This window comes from Pseudomonas sp. IAC-BECa141 (genome assembly GCF_020544405.1).
Taxonomy (GTDB): domain Bacteria; phylum Pseudomonadota; class Gammaproteobacteria; order Pseudomonadales; family Pseudomonadaceae; genus Aquipseudomonas.
The window spans coordinates 788069-809417 of sequence record NZ_CP065410.1; the positions used below are offsets into that span (position 1 = coordinate 788069).

Below are 21349 nucleotides of genomic sequence, written 5' to 3' on the forward strand. Positions count from 1 at the left end.
GAACACGTCGCATCTGGCACAGGCGCGTCACCGCTATCGCGCACACTCGATCCGGGGACTTTTCGGATTGAGGAGGTGGCATGGACACGGGAAACTTCAGCGCGGCAGATCGACTGGAGCGTCTGCCAGTCAGCGGTTATCACCGGATCATCTTCATCATCATCGCCCTGGCGTTTTTCTTCGACTCCATGGATCTGGCGATGATGACCTTCCTGCTCGGCTCGATCAAAGCCGAGTTCGGCCTGAGCAGTGCGCAGGCTGGTCTACTGGCCAGTTCGAGTTTTTTCGGCATGGTGCTGGGGGCGTCGCTGTCCGGACTGCTGGCTGATCGGTTCGGTCGCAAACCGGTGTTCCAATGGAGCATCGTCTTGTGGGGGCTGGCCAGTTACCTGTGTTCCACGGCGCAGACGGTCGAGAGCCTGACGCTGTTTCGCATTCTGCTGGGGATAGGCATGGGCATGGAGTTTCCGATTGCCCAGTCCATGTTGTCGGAGTTGATCCCCGCGCAGCGTCGGGGTCGTTACATTGCCTTGATGGACGGTTTCTGGCCGCTCGGTTTCGTGGCTGCCGGGGTACTGTCGTATTTCCTGCTGCCGTTGATTGGCTGGCGCGACATCTTCCTGGTGTTGGCGGTGCCGGCGGTGTTCGTGCTGGCGATCCGCTTTTTCATTCCCGAGTCGCCGCGCTGGCTGGAACAGGCCGGCAAGCATGACGCGGCGGACAAGGTTTTGCGCGGGATCGAAGCGCGGGTACAGGCCTCACTCGGCGGTGCTGCATTGCCGGAGCCGGTTCGTCTGCCACGAAGCGTGACCCCTCCGGGCCATTTCCTTTCGGCGCTCAAGCAGATCTGGTCACCGTTGTATCGCCAGCGCACGACGATGATCTGGAGCCTGTGGTTCTTCGCGTTGCTCGGTTTCTACGGCCTGACCTCGTGGCTCAGTGCGTTGTTGCAACAATCGGGTTTTGCCGTGACCCAGTCGGTGTATTACACGGTGCTGATTTCCCTCGGCGGGATTCCTGGCTTCCTGATGGCCGCCTGGCTGGTGGAGCGTTGGGGTCGCAAGCCGGTGTGCATCGTCACGTTGCTCGGCGGCGGGGTGATGGCGTTTCTGTACGGACAAAGCGCGGTGTTTGGCGGCAACGTGGCGCTGCTGATCGGCACGGGTCTGTTGATGCAGTTTTTCCTGTTCGGCATGTGGGCGGTGCTCTACACCTACACACCGGAACTCTATCCGACCTCGGCGCGGGCAACGGGCTCGGGGTTTGCTTCGGCCATCGGACGCGTCGGCTCGCTGCTCGGGCCGTTGGTCACCGGGCTGGTGTTCCCGATCACCGGGCAGGGCGGGGTGTTTGCGCTGGGTGCGTTGTGCTTTGCAATCGCGGCGGCAGTGGTGTGGCTGTTCGGGATGGAGACCCGCGGCAAGACGCTGGAAGAGCTGACCGAAGCGGTCGTGCGCTGAGAACTGAAAAGCCGTTCGAACACGGGCATGTTCGAACGGCTTTGTGCCTTTACGGTTTTACCAATCGCGCATCCAGACTGTTCTGCGCCAGGCGTTTGGCCTGATCCTGGGTCATGCCCAGATGGGTGTGCAGCGCATGGAAGTTCTCGGTCACGTAACCACCGAAGTACGCCGGGTCATCGGAATTCACCGTGACCTTCACGCCGCGCTCGAGCATGTCGAGGATGTTGTGCTGCGACATGTGATCGAACACGCAGAGCTTGGTGTTCGACAGCGGGCACACGGTCAGCGGGATCTGCTCGTCGATGATTCGCTGCATCAGGCGCTCGTCTTCGATGGCGCGTACGCCGTGGTCGATGCGCTGGATTTTCAGCAGGTCGATGGCTTCCCAGATGTACTCCGGCGGCCCTTCCTCACCGGCATGGGCGACGGTGAGGAAGCCTTCGTGACGGGCACGGTCGAACACGCGCTGGAACTTGCTCGGCGGGTGACCCATCTCGGAACTGTCCAGACCCACCGCAACGAATGCATCGCGGAACGGCAGCGCCTGGTCGAGGGTTTTCTGTGCTTCGTCTTCGCTCAGGTGGCGCAGGAAACTCAGGATCAAGCCGCTGGTGATGCCCAGTTGCTGCTCGCCATCCTTCAGCGCGGCGGCGATGCCATTGAGCACCACTTCGAACGGGATGCCGCGGTCGGTGTGGGTCTGCGGATCGAAGAACGGCTCGGTGTGAATCACGTTCTGTTCTTTGCAGCGCAGCAGGTAGGCCCAGGTCAGGTCGTAGAAATCCTGGGAGGTGCGCAACACGTCGGCGCCCTGGTAATACAGGTCGAGAAATTCCTGCAGGTTGTTGAAGGCGTAAGCCTTGCGCAGGGTTTCAACGTCGCTCCACGGCAGGGCGATCTTGTTGCGTTCGGCCAGGGCGAACAGCAGCTCGGGCTCCAGCGAGCCTTCGAGGTGCAGGTGCAGTTCGGCTTTGGGCAGGGCGTTGAGCCAGTCGTACATATTCTTTTCTCATCAGGTGCAATGACGGCATTCTACAGATGCGCGCCGAAACAATTGGCAAAACCTGACCAACCGATCCATCACACCGCTTCCTGCTCCCGTCGATAGGCGTAGGTATCGGCGAAGCGCGACAGCAGGAACTCGGCGCAGGTGGTGGTCGGATATTTCGCCGGATGCTGTGCGTCCTGGCAACCGGGCAGGCACTCGATGCGGGTATCCGGATGCGGCTCGGCGAAGAACGGCATCGAGTAGCGATCCACGCCGAGCGGGCTGATGACCCGGTGCGGGGTCGAGCGATAACGGTCGTTGCTCCAGCGCGCCATCATGTCGCCGAGGTTGACCACAAAGGTACCTTCGATGGGCGGTGCGTCGATCCACTGGCCTTTGACGTTTTTCACCTGCAAGCCACCGGCCGCGTCCTGATACAACAAAGTGATGCAGCCGTAATCGGTGTGCGCGCCGGCACCTTGCTGCTCGGCGGAACTGGCGGTGTGGCGCGGCGGGTAGTGGATCATTCGCAGCACGCTGACCGGTTCATTGAAGCGAGTGTCGAAGAAGTCGCGCTCGATGCCCAGCGCCAGAGTCATGGCCCGCAACAGGGTTTGCGCGAGGGCCTGCATGTCGAGATAGTGTTGCTCCATCAGCGCTTCCCAGCCGGGCATCGCTGGATGACGGTTGGGGCCGCGCAAGGGTTTTTCCGCCAGCACCTCGGGATGATCGGCCGGCAGGTGCAGGCCCATGTCGAAGGTTTCCTTAAGGTCGCTGGGTTTGTCCGGGTCGAGTTGTTCGGTGGCAATGGCGCCGTAGCCGCGGTGATGGACGGTCCGGGTGATGTCGATCTTGAGTTTTTCTTCTGCCGGTTGCGCAAAGAAGCGCTGCGCGTAATCAAGCAGGGCGGCGATGCGCTGCGCAGAAATCGGATGACCCTTGATGTAGAAAAAGCCCCATTCGCGGCAGGCGTGGTCGATCTGTTCGGCGACGGCGGGCCAGGCGTTCTGGTCGTTGGAGTAAAGCGGCGAGATATCGATGATCGGGAGTTGGTTCATTTCGAATGCTCTTTATTGATCGTTCCGACGCAGAGCGTGGGAACGATCAGGGTCAGGTCGGCGTCAGGTTGGTTACTTCGGCATTTCGGCCTTCATGCCTTCGACGTAGTAATTCATCGACGCCAGTTCGGCGTTGGTCGCGCTCACGCCCGCCGGGATTTTCTCGACGCCGGCCTGATCCTTGATCGGCCCGGTGAACGGTTGCAGGGCGCCGCTCTTGATGTCGGCGATGATCTGCTCGGCTTCGGCCTTCACCGGTGCCGGCACCAGATCGCTGATCGGCAGTTCGACCGTGCCTTCCTTCAACCCGCCCCAGTAGTCCTGTGATTTCCAGGTGTGGTCGATCACGCTCTGGGTCGCCTGAATGTAGTGCGGCGCCCAGTCGTTGACGATCGAGGTCAGCACCGCTTTCGGCCCGAAGTGCGCCATGTCCGAAGCGTAGCCCACGGCATACACACCGCGCCGTTCGGCGACCTGGATCGGCGCCGGACTGTCGGTGTGCTGGAACACCACGTCCACGCCCTGATCGATCAGCGCGTTGGCGGCGTCAGCCTCTTTGCCCGGATCGAACCAGGAGTTGACCCACACCACTTTGATCTCCGTGCCGGGGTTGTATTTGTTCAGGGCCAGCTGGATGGCGTTGATGTCGCGGATCACTTCCGGGATCGGGAACGAGGCTACGTAGCCGATCTTTTTGGTCTTGGTCATTTTCGCGGCCAGGAAACCGCCGACATAACGGCCCTCGTAGGTACGAGCGAGGTAGGTGCCGAGGTTTTTGTCCTGCTTGTAGCCGGTGGCGTGTTCGAAGGTCACCTTGGGAAACTGTTTGGCCACTTTCACCGTCGGGTTCATGTAGCCGAAAGAGGTGGTGAAGATCAGGTCGTAATTGTCCTTGGCCATGTTGCGGATCACCCGCTCGGCATCGGCGCCTTCGGCGACGTTTTCCACATAGTTGGTGGTGATCTGCGAGCCGAGTTTTTCCGCCAGCGCCTTGCGCCCCTGCTCATGCTGATACGTCCAGCCGTGGTCGCCGATGGGGCCGATGTAGACGAAGCCGACTTTCAGTGGATCGGCGGCACTGGCGCTCAGGCTGAGGCCAAGGCCCATGGCGATGCACAGCAGTGTTTGCAGTGGACGTTTATGCATGAACGCGAACTCCCTTTTGTTGTGTGTGGGGAGGGCAATGCAAAAGGCTGACCAAGCGGACAACAAATCGATTCGAAATCGCGGCGAGGCCTTTGCGGGCAAGCCCGCTCCCACAAAAAAACGCGATCCCTGTGGGAGCGAGCTTGCTCGCGATGAGGCCGGCCGGGCCGAAAAAAGTGCATGGCCGTACAGGGACGCCATCCACTGGTGCGCTAAGGTGTAACGAAACGTTAGCGCCGCCCCGCAGTCAGTAGCTCATTCGCACTCTTCGGCAAAAAAGGCCCGTCATGTTCACCATCCTCAAGCAAGAAAGCTTTCTGCTGTTGGCCGTCATCGCCGCCTGTGTTGCCTATCCGCTGGAGCACTGGTTGCTGCACAGCGGCCAGATCGTTGCCTTGACGGCCGGGCTGGTGCTGATCGCGTTCATCGTCGCCGCCTCGATGCGCGTCGCCCATCAGGCTGAACTGCTCGCGGAAAAAGTCGGCGACCCGTACGGCACGATGATCCTGACGCTCGCCGCCGTGCTGGTGGAAGTGGTGATCCTGGCGATTATGATGAGCAACGAAGCCTCGCCGACCCTGGTACGCGACACGATCTATTCGGCGGTGATGCTCGACATCAACGGCATCCTCGGTCTCGCCGCGCTGATGGGCGGGATCAAGCATGGCGAGCAGTCCTACAACGATGATTCGGCCCGCAGTTACAGCGTGATGATCCTCACCGCCATGGGCGTGTCGATGGTGGTGCCGGAGTTCATTCCCAAGGCCAACTGGAAACTCTATTCGGCGTTCACCATCGGCGCGATGGTGTTGCTTTATGCGTTGTTCCTGCGCATGCAGGTCGGGCCGCACAGCTACTTTTTCAGCTACAGCTACCCGGACAAACGCCGCAAGAAAGAGCCGGTGGAGCAGGAGCCGAAACCGGTCAGCCTGGCGCTGTCGATCGGCATTCTGGTGTTCGGTGTGGTGGTGATTGGCGCACTGGCCGAAGTGATGTCCAAGACCCTCGATCTGGGCCTGGAAGGGACGGGCGCACCGCCGGTGATCACGGCGATTCTGGTGGCGGCGATTTCGGCAGCGCCGGAGATTCTGACTGCGTTGCGCGCAGCGTTGGCCAACCGTATGCAGTCGGTTGTCAACATCGCGATGGGGGCTTCGTTGTCGACGGTGATCCTGACGGTGCCGGTGATGGAAGCAATGGCGCTTTACACGGGGCAGCCGTTTCAGATGGCGATGACGCCGGTGCAGACAGTGATGATTTTCATCACGTTGATCGTCAGCGCGATCAACCTTAATGACGGTGAGACCAATGCCATCGAAGGCATGACCCACTTTGTGCTGTTTGCGACGTTCATCATGTTGTCGCTGCTGGGCCTCTGAGAGCGACCAGCACCGACAGATCGTTCCCACGCTCTGCGTGGGAATGCCGCAAAGGACGCTCCGCGTCCTACGCTGGGACGCAGAGCGTCCCGGTATGCATTCCCACGCGGAGCGTGGGAATGATCAGAGGGGGGGAGATCAGGTGCCGGCGATCAACTGCCGGGCCGCCTGGCTGTGATCGGCAATCAGGCCTTTGAGATCCAGGCCTTCAACCTGCCCGTCAACCACACGCCACTTGCCGCCGACCATCACCCGATCCGCACGATCCGCGCCGCACAACAACAGCGCCGAGATCGGGTCGTGGCTGCCGGAGAAGCGCAGTTCATCCAGCTTGAACAACGCCAGATCCGCCTGCTTGCCCACCGCCAGTTCACCGATATCGGTGCGGCCCAGCAGGCTCGCCGAACCCTTGGTCGCCCAGCCCAACACACGTTCCGGGGTGATCTTCTCGGCGCCATAACGCAGGCGCTGGATGTACAGCGCCTGACGCGCCTCGAGGATCATGTTCGACGCATCGTTGGACGCCGAACCATCCACACCGATACCGAACAACGCGCCGGCATCGGTCAGTTCGATGCTCGGGCAGATGCCGGACGCCAGGCGCATGTTCGAGCTCGGGCAGTGGCAGATACCGGTGCCGGCCGCGCCGAGACGGGCGATTTCGTCGGGGTTGAAATGGATGCCGTGGGCCAGCCAGGTGCGCGGGCCTAGCCAGCCGACGCTGTCCAGATAATCCACGGTGCGCAGGCCGAAGCGTTGCAGGCAGAAATCTTCTTCGTCGAGGGTTTCGGCGAGGTGAGTGTGCAGGCGTACATCAAGCTTGTTCGCCAGTTCGGCGCTGGCGGACATGATTTCCGGGGTCACCGAGAACGGCGAGCACGGCGCCAGAGCGATCTGGATTTGCGCACCGTCGCCACGTTCGTGGTACTCGTGAATCAGCCGCTGACTGTCGTCGAGAATCACCTGGCCTTCCTGCACGGTCTGCTGCGGCGGCAGGCCGCCGTCCTTCTCGCCGAGGCTCATCGAGCCACGGGTGAGCATGGCGCGCATGCCCAGTTCGCGCACGGTTTCGACTTGCACGTCGATGGCGTTTTCCAGGCCATCCGGGAACAGGTAATGGTGGTCGGCAGCGGTGGTGCAACCCGACAACAGCAACTCGGCCAGCGCGACTTTGGTGGCGAGGGCGAGTTTTTCAGGCGTCAGGCGCGCCCAAACCGGGTAGAGGGTTTTCAGCCACGGGAACAACGGCTGATTGACCACCGGCGCCCAGGCGCGGGTGAGGGTCTGATAGAAGTGGTGGTGGGTGTTGATCAGGCCCGGCAGGATCACGTGTTCACGGGCGTCGAACACTTCATTGCAGGGGGCGGAGGGTTGCTGGCCAGCGCCGAGCACTTCGGTGATCACACCGTCTTGCAGCACCAGGCCGCCACGGGCATCGAGACCGTTGGCCGTGAAAATGGCGAGGGGATTTTTTAACCAGATACGGGTCGCAGGCATTGTGGCCGGCTCCTCTGAAAGTTGGGTTCAGGGTTGCCAGCTCAGTGTTGCCCTGTCTGCTGATCCAGGGTCGCCGCGAAGGACGAGGTGCGGAGTTTCGAACAAAATGTTGCGACGGGCAAGCCCGATCCGACCAGACACCGGGATAACCCTGCGGGAGCAAGCCCCCACAGGGTCCAGTGGTTACCAGGGAATGGTTTCACCCTTGTAGTTCACGAAGTGATGGCCGCCCTTGCCGGCAAACGCGCCCACTTGATCCACCAGGCCACGGGTGCTGGTCTCCACGTCGATGTCGGCGCCTTCGCCGCCCATGTCGGTCTTCACCCAGCCCGGATGCAGCGACAACACCGTGAGTTTCTGCTCGCCCAACTGAGTGACGAAGCTGTTGGTCATCGAGTTCAGCGCCGCCTTGCTGGCCTTGTACAGCGCCAGTTCCGGCGCGTCGGGCATGGTCACGCTGCCCAGCACCGAACTCATGAACGCCAGCACGCCGCTGCCGTCGCGAATCTGCCCGACGAAGCGCTGGGCCAGATTGATCGGCGCCACGGCGTTGGTGAAGAACAGCTGACCGACTTCCGCCAGCGTCGCGCCGCCCGGCGTCTGGACTTCAGGCCCCTTGACCCCGGCGTTGACGAACAACAGGTCGAAGGTCTCGCCCTTGAGCTTCTGGCTCAGGGCGATTACCGCTTGCTGGTCATCCATGTCGAGTTTTTCGATCTGTACGTTACCCAGTGCTTTGAGCGCCTCGGCGTTGGAAGGATTGCGAACCGTGGCGGTGACTTGCCAGCCGTCGGCCAGCAGGGTTTTCACCAGTCCCAGGCCCAGGCCCCGGGAGGCGCCGATGATCAGTGCGTGCTTGGCAGAATTCAATGCGGACATGATGGGCTTTCCTCGAAAGTTGAAAGATCACGGGTTCAATGGACAGCGTTGACCGAGCCGATGCTGCAATTCGTGGCGCAGCTCGCCGAGTTCGGCGATGCGGGTTTCGACCAGCTTGAGTTTGTCTTGCAGTAGTTGCGTGACGGTGGTGTCGGGATTTGGCGATTGCCACAACGCGCCAACGCTGCTGCCGATCTCGCCGAGGGTAAAGCCCAGACGCTGCGCCGTTTTGATGTAGAGCACCAATTGCACCATCTCCGGCGGATAGTCGCGATAACCGTTGGCGCTGCGTTGCGCCGCGATCAATCCGCGCTCCTCGTAAAAACGCAGCGTGTCACGGCTGACATCGCAGGCCTGGGCCAATTCACCGATGCGCATCTTGCAGGTCTCGAAAGTGTTTGACCCTGGAGCATACTCCAGGCTTTACCGTGGTTGCTCCCTGAATTTTCGGAGCAAGGATGATGTGGACTTCAACGCAGTATCGGCAGTTGGTGCGCGGCAGCGCCTGGTATGACTTGATCGTGACGGCGGCGTTTGTCACACCGTGGAGTTTTGCTGTGTTGCATGGGTTGCTGACGGCACTGAGTCAGGCGCTGGAGCTGCCCGGCGAGCTGCCGCCGTTCGAACCGGCGCATCTGCTGATAGCCAATCTGTTCGGTTCGGTAGTGTGCTTGTGGGCGGTGCTGCGGATACGTGATCCGCAGCCGGTTTATGGGCGCTATGACGCGGTGGCCCGGTTTCTGTTCGCCGCGTGGATGACGTATGCCCTGGCCCACGGCGCCAGTTCTTTGGTGGTGGGTTTCCTGGTGCTCGAAGTGGCGTGGGGCATCGCTCAGGCGTTGCCGGTTCGACCGCTGTCGCGAGCCGTCACGGTTTAATGCCCGGCCTGCCACGGCTGCCCCAGTGACACCGGCGCATACAGCCGCGTACGCACTGCATCCCGCGACAACAACACCAGCACCAGAATGGTCGCGACATACGGCAGCATCGCCAGCAAACTCGAAGGAATCGCCAGCCCCAACCCCTGCGCCACCAGGTGCAGGATGCTGGCGAGTCCGAACAGATACGCGCCGAGCAACAGTCGCCACACCCGCCAACTGGCGAACACCACCAGCGCCAGCGCAATCCAGCCGCGTCCGGCGGTCATGTTCTCGGCCCACATCGGCGTGTACGCCAGCGACAGATAAGCGCCGGCCAGCCCGGCCATCGCCCCGCCGAACAATACGGCCAGGGTACGCACGGTCAGCACCGGCAAACCCATGGCGCTGGCTGCGTCGGGATTCTCGCCGACCGCTTGAATGATCAGCCCGACACGGCTCTTCACGATCACCCAGGCCACCAGCGCAAACAGCGCGAACGACAGGTACACCAGCAGATCCTGGGCAAACAGCATGCGGCCGATCAGCGGGATTTCGCTCAAGTAAGGAATGGCCAGCGGCTCGAAACCGGCCAGCGGTTTGCCGACCCACGCTGCGCCGACAAAGGTCGACAGACCCACGCCAAAAATTGTCAGTGCCAGCCCGGTCGCCACCTGATTGGCGTTGAACACCAGCGCCACCAGGGCAAACAGCGACGACAGCAACATCCCGGCAAGCATCGCCAACACAACGCCCAACCAGAGGTTGCCGCTGTTGAACGCGACGATGAAACCGATCACCGCGCCAAACAGCATCATGCCTTCCTGACCAAGGTTGAGTACGCCGCTCTTCTCGCAGATCAATTCGCCCAATGCCACCAGCAGCAGTGGCGTACCGCAGCGCACCATGGCGTAGAAAATATTGCTCAACAGATCGATATCCATCACAACGCTCCGGCAGTTACGGCGGTGGTAGAAGTGCGCCGTACCCAGCGCAGGTTCAGGCGTGGCCGATAGAGGATCAGCACGTCACAGGCCAGCAGGAAAAACAGCATCATTCCCTGGAACAGCTGGGTGATCGCCTGTGGCAGATTCAACGTCATCTGCGCGCTCTCGCCACCGATGTACAGCAGCGCCATCAACAGGCTGGAAAACAGAATTCCGATCGGATTCAGCCTGCCGAGAAACGCCACAGTGATCGCTGCATAGCCGTAACCCGGCGAGACCTGCGGCACCAGTTGGCCGATCGGTCCGGTGACTTCGCAGACACCGGCAAGCCCCGCCAACCCGCCACTGATCAGCAATGCGAGCCAGATCAGACGTTTCTCGCGAAACCCGACAAATCCTGCTGCACGCTTGTCCAGCCCCAACACCTTGATCTGGAAAACGATAAAGCTTTTCTGCAACAACACCCACACCGCGACCAGCGCGAGCAAGGCGAAATACACGCCGATATGCGCGCGACCGTCCTCCATCAACAGCGGCAGGCGGCTGGCGTCGCTGAACATTGCCGACTCGGGAAAATTGAATCCGGCCGGGTCTTTCAGCGGCCCGTGCACGCAGAACAGCAACAGGTTCAGCGCGATGTAATTGAGCATGATGCTGGTAAGGATTTCGTTGGCGTTGAAGCGAGTGCGCAACCAGGCGGTGAGCCCGGCCCACGCGGCGCCGGCGAGGGTGCCGCTGAGCAGGATCAGCACCAGCGCCCAGCGGCTTTGCATATCAATGATGTTCACCGCCAGCGCACTGCCGGCCAGAGCGCCGAGCAGCAACTGGCCTTCGGCGCCGATGTTCCAGATCCGCGCCTGATAGGCCACTGCGAGGCCGAGTGCGCACAACAGGATCGGCAGGGTTTTGACCAGCAGTTCGGAAACGCCATACAGGTCGCTGACCGGAGCGATCAGCAACGTGTGCAGAGTCTTCAGTGGATCATGGCCAAGGGCGACGAACAGCAACGACCCGCAGACCAGCGTCAGCGCCGCCGCCAGCACTGGCGAGCACCACAGCATCAGGCGCGATTGCCGGCCTCGGGGTTCAAGGGAAAGCAACATGGGAAAACTCCGTTAAACCGTGGCCGGTTGTGATTGAGGGGTGTCGAACTGGCCGGCCATCCAGCCGCCGACGTCGCTGAGTCGGGTCAGCGCGGTGTCCTGCAACGCCGACAGACGCCCGCCGCACAGCGCGCCGAGGCGATCGCTGATCTGGAACAGTTCGTCGAGGTCTTCGGAAATCACCAGAATCGCCGCCCCGGCATCGCGCAGGGCAATCAGAGCGCGGTGGATGGTGGCCGCCGCGCCGACATCCACGCCCCAGGTCGGATGCGCGGCGATCAGCAGTTTCGGTTGCTGGAGGATTTCCCGGCCAAGGATGAATTTCTGCAGATTGCCGCCGGACAGGCTGCGGGCAGCGGTTTGAGTGTCCGGGGTTTTCACGCCGAAGCGCTGGATGATCGTTTCGGCGAGGGCTTCGACCTTGCCGCGCTCGATCAAGCCGTGGCTGACCAGGCCTTGTTGGAAGGCGGTAAGCAGGGCGTTGTCCGCCAGGCTCATGTCCGGCACCGCGCCATGCCCGAGGCGCTCGGCGGGGACGAACGCCAGACCGAGTTTGCGTCGCGCATCCGGGCGCAGATCGGCGACAGCGTGTTCTCGGAAGCGGATGGTTGACGCTGCGTTGTTGGGCAATGTCTGTTCGCCGCTGAGCAAGGCCAGTAACTCGTCCTGACCATTGCCTGCCACGCCAGCGATGCCGACGATTTCACCGCTGCGCACCTGCAGGTCGATGTCGCTCAGTGAACAGCCAAACGGATCCGGGTTGTGCCAGTTCAATCCGCTGACCTGCAAAAACGCCGCGCCACCGCTGACCTTCGAGAACTCGCCGATCAATGTCGCGGCGTCGCCCACCATCAATTGCGCCAGTTGCCGATCGCTGCAATCGGCCGGCACGCAATGCCCGGCAACCCGCCCGCCACGCAGCACCGTGGCGCTGTGGCACAAGGCGCGCACCTCACCGAGTTTGTGGCTGATGAACAGAATGCTGCAGCCCTCGGCCGCTAGCCGGCGCAGGGTGATGAACAACTCGTCGGCTTCCTGCGGCGTGAGCACCGAGGTCGGTTCATCGAGAATCAGCAGGCGAATGTCCTGCATCAGGCAGCGAACGATCTCGACCCGTTGCCGCTCGCCGATCGACAGGCTGTGGACAAGTCGCTGGGGCTCCAGCGCCATGCCGTATCGGCGCGACACTTCACGGATTTTCGCTTCAAGCTGTTTCGGCGAACCGGCCGCCGGACCCATCGCCAGTGCGATGTTTTGCGCAACGCTCAGAGTCTCGAACAGCGAGAAATGCTGGAAAACCATGCCGATCCCCAACTGCCGCGCCTGGGCGGGGTTGCGCATGGTCACCGGTTGACCCTGCCACAGCATCTCACCCGAATCGGCGTGGGTGACGCCGTAGATGATTTTCATCAACGTACTTTTACCGGCACCGTTTTCACCGAGCAGCGCGTGGATTTCACCGGGGGCGATGCTCAGGTCGATGGCGTCATTGGCGAGGCAACCGGGATAACGTTTGCTGATGTGGCGCAGTTGCAGGCGCGGTGTGGACGTGGGGTTTGGCATGACAGGCTCGGGTTGCTTGGAGTTGTGCCTGTGGATAAAGCAATTTCCTGGCCATTGAGTCAGGAACGCGGGCGGCCGCTGTTTGCCAGCCTTTGGCGCAGAGCCTGTGAAGTAAGTTCGACGTCTTGTGCGGCACCACATGAGGGCAAAGCCGTTGATCAGGCTCCAGTTTTGCCCGCGCCTGGCTGATCAAAAAACGAGCAACCCCGTCCAAGCCATACAGAACCGGCGACTGCGCCAGCCATGAACGGCTTATCCACAGGTTGCTCCACAGTATTTGTGCGCAAGACAGAATCCCGGGCATAAGCACTGCCGGGCTTTCTTCTAAAGGCGATAAACAACGCTAAGCGATTGTTTTTACGTGAAATTGTTCGCCGGGTCAGCCGTTTGGACGAAAAGTGAGCAAATCCCGCAAAGCCACGTGACAGAAGGGTTACAGCAGCCTGTGCTCAGGTTATCCACAGCCGGGTGCACAGCGGATGTGGGCAAGTCACGGGCATAAGCAAACGGCTTGTGCCCCAAAACAGGACGAGGGCTCAACGCTGCAGCAGGATTCGTCCACGGCTCAGATCGGCCAACTGTTTCTGCAGCAGCTCAATGTGCGCTTCGCCCACGGCCAGTTGCAACTCGACACCATTGGCGGTGAAGTTTTCTTCCACCACCAATCCGCCCAGATCCGCAACCCGCAGCTTCACCAGCGCCAGTTCGCCAAAGGCGCAGGCGCAACGCACGGGCACACGACTGATCAATTCGATCTTCGGCGCTGCTTGCAGGCATTTGTTGGCGCCGCCGCCATAGGCCCGGGCCAGACCGCCGGTGCCCAGTTGAATGCCGCCGTACCAGCGGATCACCAGCACCGCGACCTGATCGCAGTCCTGCGCTTCGATGGCCGCGAGAATCGGTCGACCTGCTGTGCCACCGGGTTCGCCGTCGTCGTTGCTGCGGTACTGATCGCCAAGTTTCCACGCCCAGCAATTGTGCGAGGCATTCAAGTCGCTGTGTTGCTCGATGAAGGCTTGCGCCTCAGTGGGGCTTGCGATCGGCGCGGCGAAGGTGATGAAACGGCTTTTGCGAATCTCTTCGCGAAATTCGCAGAAGCCGCTGAGGGTGAATGGCATAAAACGACTTATATGGAAGAAGTGAGGCCGCAGCCTTTGAGGATGATGCGGATCAGATTGTTGCCGGCGTCTTCCATGTCTTGCTTGGTCAACTTGCTGCGACCGGTCACCCGGCAGATCTGGGTGGCGAAGTCGGCGTAATGCTGGGTGCTGCCCCACAACAGGAAGATCAGGTGCACCGGGTCGACCGGGTCCATTTTGCCCGCGTCGATCCAGGCCTGAAATACACTGGCGCGGCCCTGGAACCAGGCGCGGTAATCCTGGTTGAAGTATTCGGTCAGGCATTCGCCGCCGCTGATCACTTCCATCGCAAAGATTCGCGACGCTTGCGGCTGGCGCCGGGAAAATTCCATTTTCGCGCGGATGTAGCGGGTCAGCGCTTCGGCCGGATCGTCTTCGGCCGTCAGGGTGTTGAAGGTGCTGTCCCACAATTGAAGGATGTTGCTCAGCACCGCCACGTACAGACCTAGCTTGTTGGTGAAGTAGTAATGCAGGTTCGCCTTGGGCAGCCCGGCCTTGGTGGCGATGGTGTTCATGCTCGTGCCTTTGTAACCGTGACGGGCAAACTCGTCTTCGGCGGCTTTGATGATGGTCTCTTCGTTCTTCTGACGAATGCGGCTGGCGGGTTTGCCGCCGTGAGCGGGGACTTCAAAGGTCATAGGCACTTCCGGGTTTGTCTGTGGGGTGCAACCAGTTGCGTTGATAGCGCAACCGTCGGCGCGGGACAAGCCCCGGTCGAATAAAACCCCGGTCATCAGCGGGTGGCGGCCAGGCTTTCGAGAAAGCTTTCCAGTACCAGATGCGGGCGGCGGCCCTTGCGTGTGACCGAGGCCAGGCTCAAGTCGTAGAACCGCGTACTGGCCTTGAGCGCGCGCAAGCGACCTTGTTGCACCCAGAGGCTGGCGTAGTGATCCGGCAGGTAGCCGATGTAGCGCCCGGTCAGAATCAGGAACGCCATGCCTTCACGGTCGGAAGCGCTGGCGGTGCAATTGAGGGCCTGATAGTGCGCCTGGATCTCCGCCGGCAAACGGAAGGTCGGGGCAATGGCGTCCTGACTGTTGAGGCGCTCGTCATCCAGCTGTTTATCGTCGACATAAAACAGCGGATGACCCACTGCGCAGTAGAGAAGCGAACGTTCGCTGTACAGCGGCTGATATTCCAGTCCCGACAACGCACTGGCCTGCGGCACCACGCCGACATGCAGGCGTCCGTCGAGCACGCCTTGCTCGACTTCGTTGGGGGCGATCATGCGAATCTGGATCTGCACGTCCGGCCCGCGCTCTTTCAACTGCGCGAGCGCGTGGGTGATGCGCATGTGGGGCAGGGTGACCAGATTATCGGTCAGGCCGATGATCAATTCGCCGCGCAAGTGCTGGTGCAGGCCGTTGACCTCGGTGCGGAAACTTTCCAGCGCACTTAAAAGCTGCAGCGCCGATTGATAGACCTCGCGACCCTCCTCGGTCAGCGAGAAACCCGCGCGCCCGCGTTGGCACAGACGCAGTCCGAGACGCTGCTCCAGATCGCTCATCTGCTGGCTGATCGCCGAGCGACCGATGCCGAGCACGGTTTCCGCCGCCGAGAAGCCGCCGCACTCCACCACGCTGCGAAAAATCCGCAGCAGACGAATGTCGAAGTCACTGACCTGGGCCAGTGGATCGGGGCGGCGGCTGCTCATGCTGTTGTTCTCATTGTTTAGCAGAGTTCTAACTGAAGGTTAGAAGAGTTGAATTTCACCGACTTTATCCGCGTGGCAATTTAGCTGCAACAACGCTTTTTATCTCTCTGAAGCTTATTGCCCTGCGAGGTTTTGCCCGATGAACATGCCTGAAAACGCGTCGTCGCCACTGGCCAGCCAACTGAAGCTGGACGCGCACTGGATGCCGTACACCGCCAACCGCAACTTCCAGCGCGACCCGCGTTTGATCGTCGGCGCCGAAGGCAGCTGGCTGATCGACGACAAGGGCCGCAAGGTGTACGACTCGCTGTCCGGTCTGTGGACCTGCGGTGCAGGGCATACCCGCAAGGAAATTCAGGAAGCGGTGGCCAAGCAGTTGGGCACCCTCGATTACTCGCCGGGCTTCCAGTACGGCCACCCGCTGTCGTTCCAGCTGGCGGAAAAAATCACCGACCTGACACCGGGCAACCTGAATCACGTGTTCTTCACCGACTCCGGTTCCGAGTGCGCCGATACCGCGGTGAAAATGGTCCGTGCCTACTGGCGCCTGAAAGGCCAGTCGACCAAAACCAAGATGATCGGCCGTGCCCGTGGCTATCACGGCGTGAACATCGCCGGCACCAGCCTCGGCGGCGTCAACGGCAACCGCAAACTGTTCGGTCAGGCAATGATGGATGTCGATCACCTGCCGCACACCTTGCTGGCGAGCAATGCGTTCTCCCGTGGCATGCCGGAGCAGGGCGGTATCGCGTTGGCCGATGAACTGCTGAAGCTGATCGAACTGCACGATGCGTCGAACATCGCAGCGGTGTTCGTCGAGCCTATGGCCGGTTCCGCTGGCGTACTGGTTCCGCCACAGGGCTACCTCAAGCGTCTGCGTGAAATTTGCGATCAGCACAACATCCTGCTGGTGTTCGACGAAGTGATCACCGGTTTCGGCCGTACCGGCACCATGTTCGGTGCAACGACTTTCGGTGTGACGCCGGACCTGATGTGCATCGCCAAGCAAGTCACCAACGGCGCGATCCCGATGGGCGCGGTGATTGCCAGCTCCGAGATCTACCAGACTTTCATGAACCAGCCGACCCCGGAATACGCCGTGGAATTCCCGCACGGCTACACCTACTCGGCGCACCCGGTGGCTTGCGCTGCGGGCCTGGCGGCACTCGACCTGCTGCAAAAGGAAAACCTGGTGCAGAGCGTGGCCGAAATCGCACCGCATTTCGAAAACGCCCTGCATGGTCTGAAAGGCGCGAAGAACGTCATCGACATTCGTAACTTTGGTCTGGCCGGTGCGATCCAGATCGCGGGTCGTGACGGCGACGCCATCGTGCGTCCGTTCGAAGCCGGTATGGCGTTGTGGAAAGCCGGGTTCTATGTGCGCTTCGGCGGCGACACGCTGCAGTTCGGCCCAACTTTCAACAGCAAGCCGCAAGACCTTGATCGTCTGTTCGACGCGGTCGGCGAAGTGCTGAACAAGCTCGACTGATTTTTCCTTCTATAAAGCTACGCCAATAGCAGGCGCCTCTTGCGGGCGTCTGCGCACAAGAATTCAGGAGTTCCCCGATGAGCGTTATCCCGCATTTGATCAATGGCGAACTGGTGACCGAGAACGGTCGCGCGGTCGATGTGTTCAACCCGTCCACCGGTCAGGCAATCCACAAGCTGCCGCTGGCCAGCCGCGAAACCATCCAGCACGCCATCGATGCCGCCAAGGCTGCATTCCCGGCCTGGCGCAACACGCCACCGGCCAAGCGTGCTCAGGTGATGTTCCGTTTCAAGCAACTGCTGGAGCAGAACGAAGCGCGCATCGCACAGTTGATCAGCGAAGAACACGGCAAGACTCTGGAAGACGCGGCCGGTGAACTGAAGCGCGGTATCGAGAACGTCGAGTTCGCCTGCGCAGCGCCGGAAATCCTCAAGGGCGAGTACAGCCGCAACGTCGGCCCGAACATCGATGCCTGGTCCGATTTCCAGCCGCTGGGCGTAGTGGCCGGCATCACCCCGTTCAACTTCCCGGCCATGGTGCCGCTGTGGATGTATCCGCTGGCGATCGTATGCGGCAACTGCTTCATCCTCAAGCCATCCGAGCGTGATCCAAGCTCGACCCTGCTGATCGCGCAACTGCTGCTGGAAGCCGGTTTGCCGAAGGGTGTGCTGAGTGTCGTGCATGGTGACAAGACTGCGGTGGACGCGCTGATCGAAGCGCCGGAAGTCAAAGCGCTGAGCTTTGTGGGTTCGACGCCGATTGCCGAATACATCTATGCCGAAGGCACCAAACGCGGCAAGCGCGTTCAGGCGCTGGGCGGGGCGAAGAACCACGCGGTGTTGATGCCGGATGCGGATCTGGACAACGCGGTCAGCGCCCTGATGGGCGCGGCTTACGGTTCTTGCGGCGAGCGCTGCATGGCGATTTCTGTAGCCGTGTGTGTGGGCGATCAGGTGGCGGACGCACTGGTGGCCAAACTGGTTCCACAGATCAAGGCGCTGAAAATCGGTGCCGGCACTTCTTGCGGTCTGGACATGGGGCCGCTGGTTACCGGTCAGGCACGCGACAAGGTCAGCGGTTACGTCGAAGATGGCGTGGCGGCGGGCGCGACCCTGGTAGTCGACGGTCGCGGGCTGAGCGTTGCCGGTCATGAAGAAGGTTTCTTCCTGGGTGGCTGCCTGTTCGACAATGTCACTCCTGAGATGCGCATCTATAAAGAAGAGATCTTCGGGCCGGTTCTGTGTGTCGTCCGGGTGAACAGCCTGGAAGAGGCGATGCAACTGATCAACGATCATGAATACGGCAACGGTACTTGCATCTTCACTCGTGATGGTGAAGCAGCGCGTCTGTTCTGCGACGAGATCGAAGTCGGCATGGTCGGCGTCAACGTTCCATTGCCGGTGCCGGTGGCTTACCACAGCTTTGGCGGCTGGAAGCGTTCGCTGTTCGGCGACCTGCATGCTTATGGTCCGGATGGCGTGCGCTTCTATACCCGTCGCAAGGCGATCACCCAGCGCTGGCCGCAGCGTGCGAGCCATGAAGCTTCGCAATTCGCTTTCCCTAGCTTGTAAGTAGAAGAGCAGTGCAAAGAAGGCCGACCTATTAAGGTCGGCCTTCGCGTTTCGGGGCTTTTTTGACCGATATGACAGATTTGTGAAAATAAGTGTTGACGGCAGATTCTGAATCTCTATAATTCGCCCCACTTCCGGCGCAGTCGAAACGGAAAACTCCTTGAGATTCAATGAGTTAAGTAGGTTTCGAAGGTGGATCGCTTCAGTTCATCGAAGCCTGGAAGGCGTTGGAAATGCCGGTTTGTTGGGCGCTTTCAGCGATTCGATCTTCTCGGTCGAAAGCGAAGAAAAAGAGGTGTTGACAGCAGCGTGTAACGCTGTAGAATTCGCCTCCCGCTAACGAGAGATCGGAAGCGCAAGTGGTTGAAGTTGTTGAAGAAATCTTCAAAAACTTCTGAAAATAATCACTTGACAGTAAATGAGGCTGCTGTAGAATGCGCGCCTCGGTTGAGACGAAAGATCTTAACCAACCGCTCTTTAACAACTGAATCAAGCAATTCGTGTGGGTGCTTGTGGAGTCAGACTGATAGTCAACAAGATTATCAGCATCACAAGTTACTCCGCGAGAAATCAAAGATGTAACCAACGATTGCTGAGCCAAGTTTAGGGTTTCTTAAAAACCCAAAGATGTTTGAACTGAAGAGTTTGATCATGGCTCAGATTGAACGCTGGCGGCAGGCCTAACACATGCAAGTCGAGCGGATGAAGGGAGCTTGCTCCTTGATTCAGCGGCGGACGGGTGAGTAATGCCTAGGAATCTGCCTGGTAGTGGGGGACAACGTTTCGAAAGGAACGCTAATACCGCATACGTCCTACGGGAGAAAGCAGGGGACCTTCGGGCCTTGCGCTATCAGATGAGCCTAGGTCGGATTAGCTAGTTGGTGAGGTAATGGCTCACCAAGGCGACGATCCGTAACTGGTCTGAGAGGATGATCAGTCACACTGGAACTGAGACACGGTCCAGACTCCTACGGGAGGCAGCAGTGGGGAATATTGGACAATGGGCGAAAGCCTGATCCAGCCATGCCGCGTGTGTGAAGAAGGTCTTCGGATTGTAAAGCACTTTAAGTTGGGAGGAAGGGTTGTAGATTAATACTCTGCAATTTTGACGTTACCGACAGAATAAGCACCGGCTAACTCTGTGCCAGCAGCCGCGGTAATACAGAGGGTGCAAGCGTTAATCGGAATTACTGGGCGTAAAGCGCGCGTAGGTGGTTCGTTAAGTTGGATGTGAAATCCCCGGGCTCAACCTGGGAACTGCATCCAAAACTGGCGAGCTAGAGTATGGTAGAGGGTGGTGGAATTTCCTGTGTAGCGGTGAAATGCGTAGATATAGGAAGGAACACCAGTGGCGAAGGCGACCACCTGGACTGATACTGACACTGAGGTGCGAAAGCGTGGGGAGCAAACAGGATTAGATACCCTGGTAGTCCACGCCGTAAACGATGTCAACTAGCCGTTGGGAGCCTTGAGCTCTTAGTGGCGCAGCTAACGCATTAAGTTGACCGCCTGGGGAGTACGGCCGCAAGGTTAAAACTCAAATGAATTGACGGGGGCCCGCACAAGCGGTGGAGCATGTGGTTTAATTCGAAGCAACGCGAAGAACCTTACCAGGCCTTGACATCCAATGAACTTTCCAGAGATGGATTGGTGCCTTCGGGAACATTGAGACAGGTGCTGCATGGCTGTCGTCAGCTCGTGTCGTGAGATGTTGGGTTAAGTCCCGTAACGAGCGCAACCCTTGTCCTTAGTTACCAGCACGTTATGGTGGGCACTCTAAGGAGACTGCCGGTGACAAACCGGAGGAAGGTGGGGATGACGTCAAGTCATCATGGCCCTTACGGCCTGGGCTACACACGTGCTACAATGGTCGGTACAAAGGGTTGCCAAGCCGCGAGGTGGAGCTAATCCCATAAAACCGATCGTAGTCCGGATCGCAGTCTGCAACTCGACTGCGTGAAGTCGGAATCGCTAGTAATCGCGAATCAGAATGTCGCGGTGAATACGTTCCCGGGCCTTGTACACACCGCCCGTCACACCATGGGAGTGGGTTGCACCAGAAGTAGCTAGTCTAACCTTCGGGAGGACGGTTACCACGGTGTGATTCATGACTGGGGTGAAGTCGTAACAAGGTAGCCGTAGGGGAACCTGCGGCTGGATCACCTCCTTAATCGACGACATCAGCTGCTTCATAAGCTCCCACACGAATTGCTTGATTCATTGAAGAAGACGAAAGAAGCAGCCCGAAATTGGGTCTGTAGCTCAGTTGGTTAGAGCGCACCCCTGATAAGGGTGAGGTCGGCAGTTCGAATCTGCCCAGACCCACCAATTTTGTGTGGGAAACGCCTGTAGAAATACGGGGCCATAGCTCAGCTGGGAGAGCGCCTGCCTTGCACGCAGGAGGTCAGCGGTTCGATCCCGCTTGGCTCCACCACTACTGCTTCTGAAGTAAGAGCTTAGAAATGAGCATTCCATCGGGCTGATGGTGAATGTTGATTTCTAGTCTTTGACTAGTTCGTTCTTTAAAAACTTGGGTATGTGATAGAAAGATAGACTGAAAGCCACTTTCACTGGTGGTGATCAGGCTAAGGTAAAATTTGTGAGTTCTCTTAGTTG

At 59.9% G+C, this 21349-nt stretch carries 17 protein-coding genes, 2 tRNA genes and 1 rRNA gene; 8 read left to right on the top strand and 12 right to left on the bottom strand.

Annotation, left to right across the window (positions count from 1 at the left end):
- The first annotated feature begins 80 nt into the window (after positions 1-80).
- A complete protein-coding gene (locus tag I5961_RS03470) occupies positions 81-1460 on the top strand; it encodes an MFS transporter (protein WP_085700941.1) in 1380 nt (459 codons plus the stop codon).
- Positions 1461-1509: 49 nt separating this feature from the next.
- Here I5961_RS03470 and I5961_RS03475 read toward each other — a convergent pair whose 3' ends face one another.
- The 3 genes from I5961_RS03475 to I5961_RS03485 all read right to left on the bottom strand — a co-directional run bounded on the left by I5961_RS03475 (position 1510) and on the right by I5961_RS03485 (position 4655).
- The gene (locus I5961_RS03475) at positions 1510-2463 is read right to left on the bottom strand and encodes an adenosine deaminase (protein WP_007958502.1); all 954 of its coding nucleotides are present in this window, start codon (positions 2461-2463) and stop codon (positions 1510-1512) included.
- 80 nt (positions 2464-2543) lie between these two features.
- Positions 2544-3509, bottom strand: coding sequence for an isopenicillin N synthase family dioxygenase (locus I5961_RS03480; protein ID WP_227234364.1), 966 nt, complete (start codon positions 3507-3509; stop codon positions 2544-2546).
- A 72-nt stretch (positions 3510-3581) separates the two neighbouring features.
- Positions 3582-4655: a BMP family ABC transporter substrate-binding protein gene (locus I5961_RS03485; protein WP_227234366.1), complete on the bottom strand. Its 1074-nt coding sequence runs from the start codon at positions 4653-4655 to the stop codon at positions 3582-3584.
- 287 nt (positions 4656-4942) lie between these two features.
- Between I5961_RS03485 and I5961_RS03490 the strand changes: the two genes are divergently transcribed.
- Complete coding sequence (locus I5961_RS03490) at positions 4943-6034, top strand: calcium:proton antiporter (protein ID WP_085700937.1); 1092 nt, start codon at positions 4943-4945, stop codon at positions 6032-6034.
- A 138-nt stretch (positions 6035-6172) separates the two neighbouring features.
- On the opposite strand, the gene I5961_RS03495 is transcribed toward I5961_RS03490, so the two are convergent.
- From I5961_RS03495 to I5961_RS03505, 3 genes are all read right to left on the bottom strand, one after another.
- Positions 6173-7531 (bottom strand): 8-oxoguanine deaminase, encoded by a 1359-nt coding sequence (locus I5961_RS03495; RefSeq protein WP_085703492.1) that lies wholly within the window; start codon positions 7529-7531, stop codon positions 6173-6175.
- A gap of 183 nt (positions 7532-7714) precedes the next feature.
- Complete coding sequence (locus I5961_RS03500) at positions 7715-8401, bottom strand: SDR family oxidoreductase (protein ID WP_085701019.1); 687 nt, start codon at positions 8399-8401, stop codon at positions 7715-7717.
- Positions 8402-8437: 36 nt separating this feature from the next.
- Complete coding sequence (locus tag I5961_RS03505) at positions 8438-8788, bottom strand: MerR family transcriptional regulator (RefSeq protein ID WP_085700934.1); 351 nt, start codon at positions 8786-8788, stop codon at positions 8438-8440.
- Between the two features lie 83 nt (positions 8789-8871).
- On the opposite strand from I5961_RS03505, the gene I5961_RS03510 reads away from it, so the two are divergent.
- On the top strand, positions 8872-9288 hold the full coding sequence (locus I5961_RS03510) for a hypothetical protein (RefSeq protein WP_227234367.1): 417 nt from the start codon (positions 8872-8874) through the stop codon (positions 9286-9288).
- On the opposite strand, the gene I5961_RS03515 is transcribed toward I5961_RS03510, so the two are convergent.
- The 6 genes from I5961_RS03515 to I5961_RS03540 all read right to left on the bottom strand — a co-directional run bounded on the left by I5961_RS03515 (position 9285) and on the right by I5961_RS03540 (position 15673).
- On the bottom strand, positions 9285-10211 hold the full coding sequence (locus tag I5961_RS03515; protein ID WP_085609257.1) for an ABC transporter permease: 927 nt from the start codon (positions 10209-10211) through the stop codon (positions 9285-9287). The genes I5961_RS03510 and I5961_RS03515 overlap by 4 nt on opposite strands.
- Positions 10211-11317 carry an ABC transporter permease gene (locus I5961_RS03520; protein WP_227234368.1) on the bottom strand — a complete coding sequence of 369 codons (1107 nt, stop codon included), beginning with the start codon at positions 11315-11317 and terminating at the stop codon, positions 10211-10213. The genes I5961_RS03515 and I5961_RS03520 overlap by 1 nt, the downstream gene beginning before the upstream one ends.
- Positions 11318-11329: 12 nt before the next feature.
- Positions 11330-12880 (bottom strand): ABC transporter ATP-binding protein, encoded by a 1551-nt coding sequence (locus I5961_RS03525; protein WP_227234369.1) that lies wholly within the window; start codon positions 12878-12880, stop codon positions 11330-11332.
- A 536-nt stretch (positions 12881-13416) separates the two neighbouring features.
- Entirely contained in the window at positions 13417-13998 is a 582-nt protein-coding gene (locus tag I5961_RS03530; protein ID WP_085700930.1) for an IMPACT family protein, read from the bottom strand.
- Between the two features lie 8 nt (positions 13999-14006).
- The gene (locus I5961_RS03535; RefSeq protein WP_085700929.1) at positions 14007-14657 is read right to left on the bottom strand and encodes a TetR/AcrR family transcriptional regulator; all 651 of its coding nucleotides are present in this window, start codon (positions 14655-14657) and stop codon (positions 14007-14009) included.
- Positions 14658-14752: 95 nt separating this feature from the next.
- Complete coding sequence (locus I5961_RS03540) at positions 14753-15673, bottom strand: LysR family transcriptional regulator (RefSeq protein WP_007958517.1); 921 nt, start codon at positions 15671-15673, stop codon at positions 14753-14755.
- 139 nt (positions 15674-15812) lie between these two features.
- On the opposite strand from I5961_RS03540, the gene I5961_RS03545 reads away from it, so the two are divergent.
- From I5961_RS03545 to I5961_RS03565, 5 genes are all read left to right on the top strand, one after another.
- Positions 15813-17162 (top strand): aspartate aminotransferase family protein, encoded by a 1350-nt coding sequence (locus I5961_RS03545; protein ID WP_085700928.1) that lies wholly within the window; start codon positions 15813-15815, stop codon positions 17160-17162.
- A gap of 77 nt (positions 17163-17239) precedes the next feature.
- Positions 17240-18733 (top strand): CoA-acylating methylmalonate-semialdehyde dehydrogenase, encoded by a 1494-nt coding sequence (locus I5961_RS03550; RefSeq protein WP_011332326.1) that lies wholly within the window; start codon positions 17240-17242, stop codon positions 18731-18733.
- Between the two features lie 633 nt (positions 18734-19366).
- Positions 19367-20903, top strand: a 16S ribosomal RNA gene (locus I5961_RS03555).
- Between the two features lie 81 nt (positions 20904-20984).
- Positions 20985-21061 (top strand) — tRNA-Ile (locus I5961_RS03560).
- 30 nt (positions 21062-21091) lie between these two features.
- Positions 21092-21167: transfer RNA gene (locus I5961_RS03565), tRNA-Ala, on the top strand.
- The last annotated feature ends 182 nt before the right edge of the window (positions 21168-21349 follow it).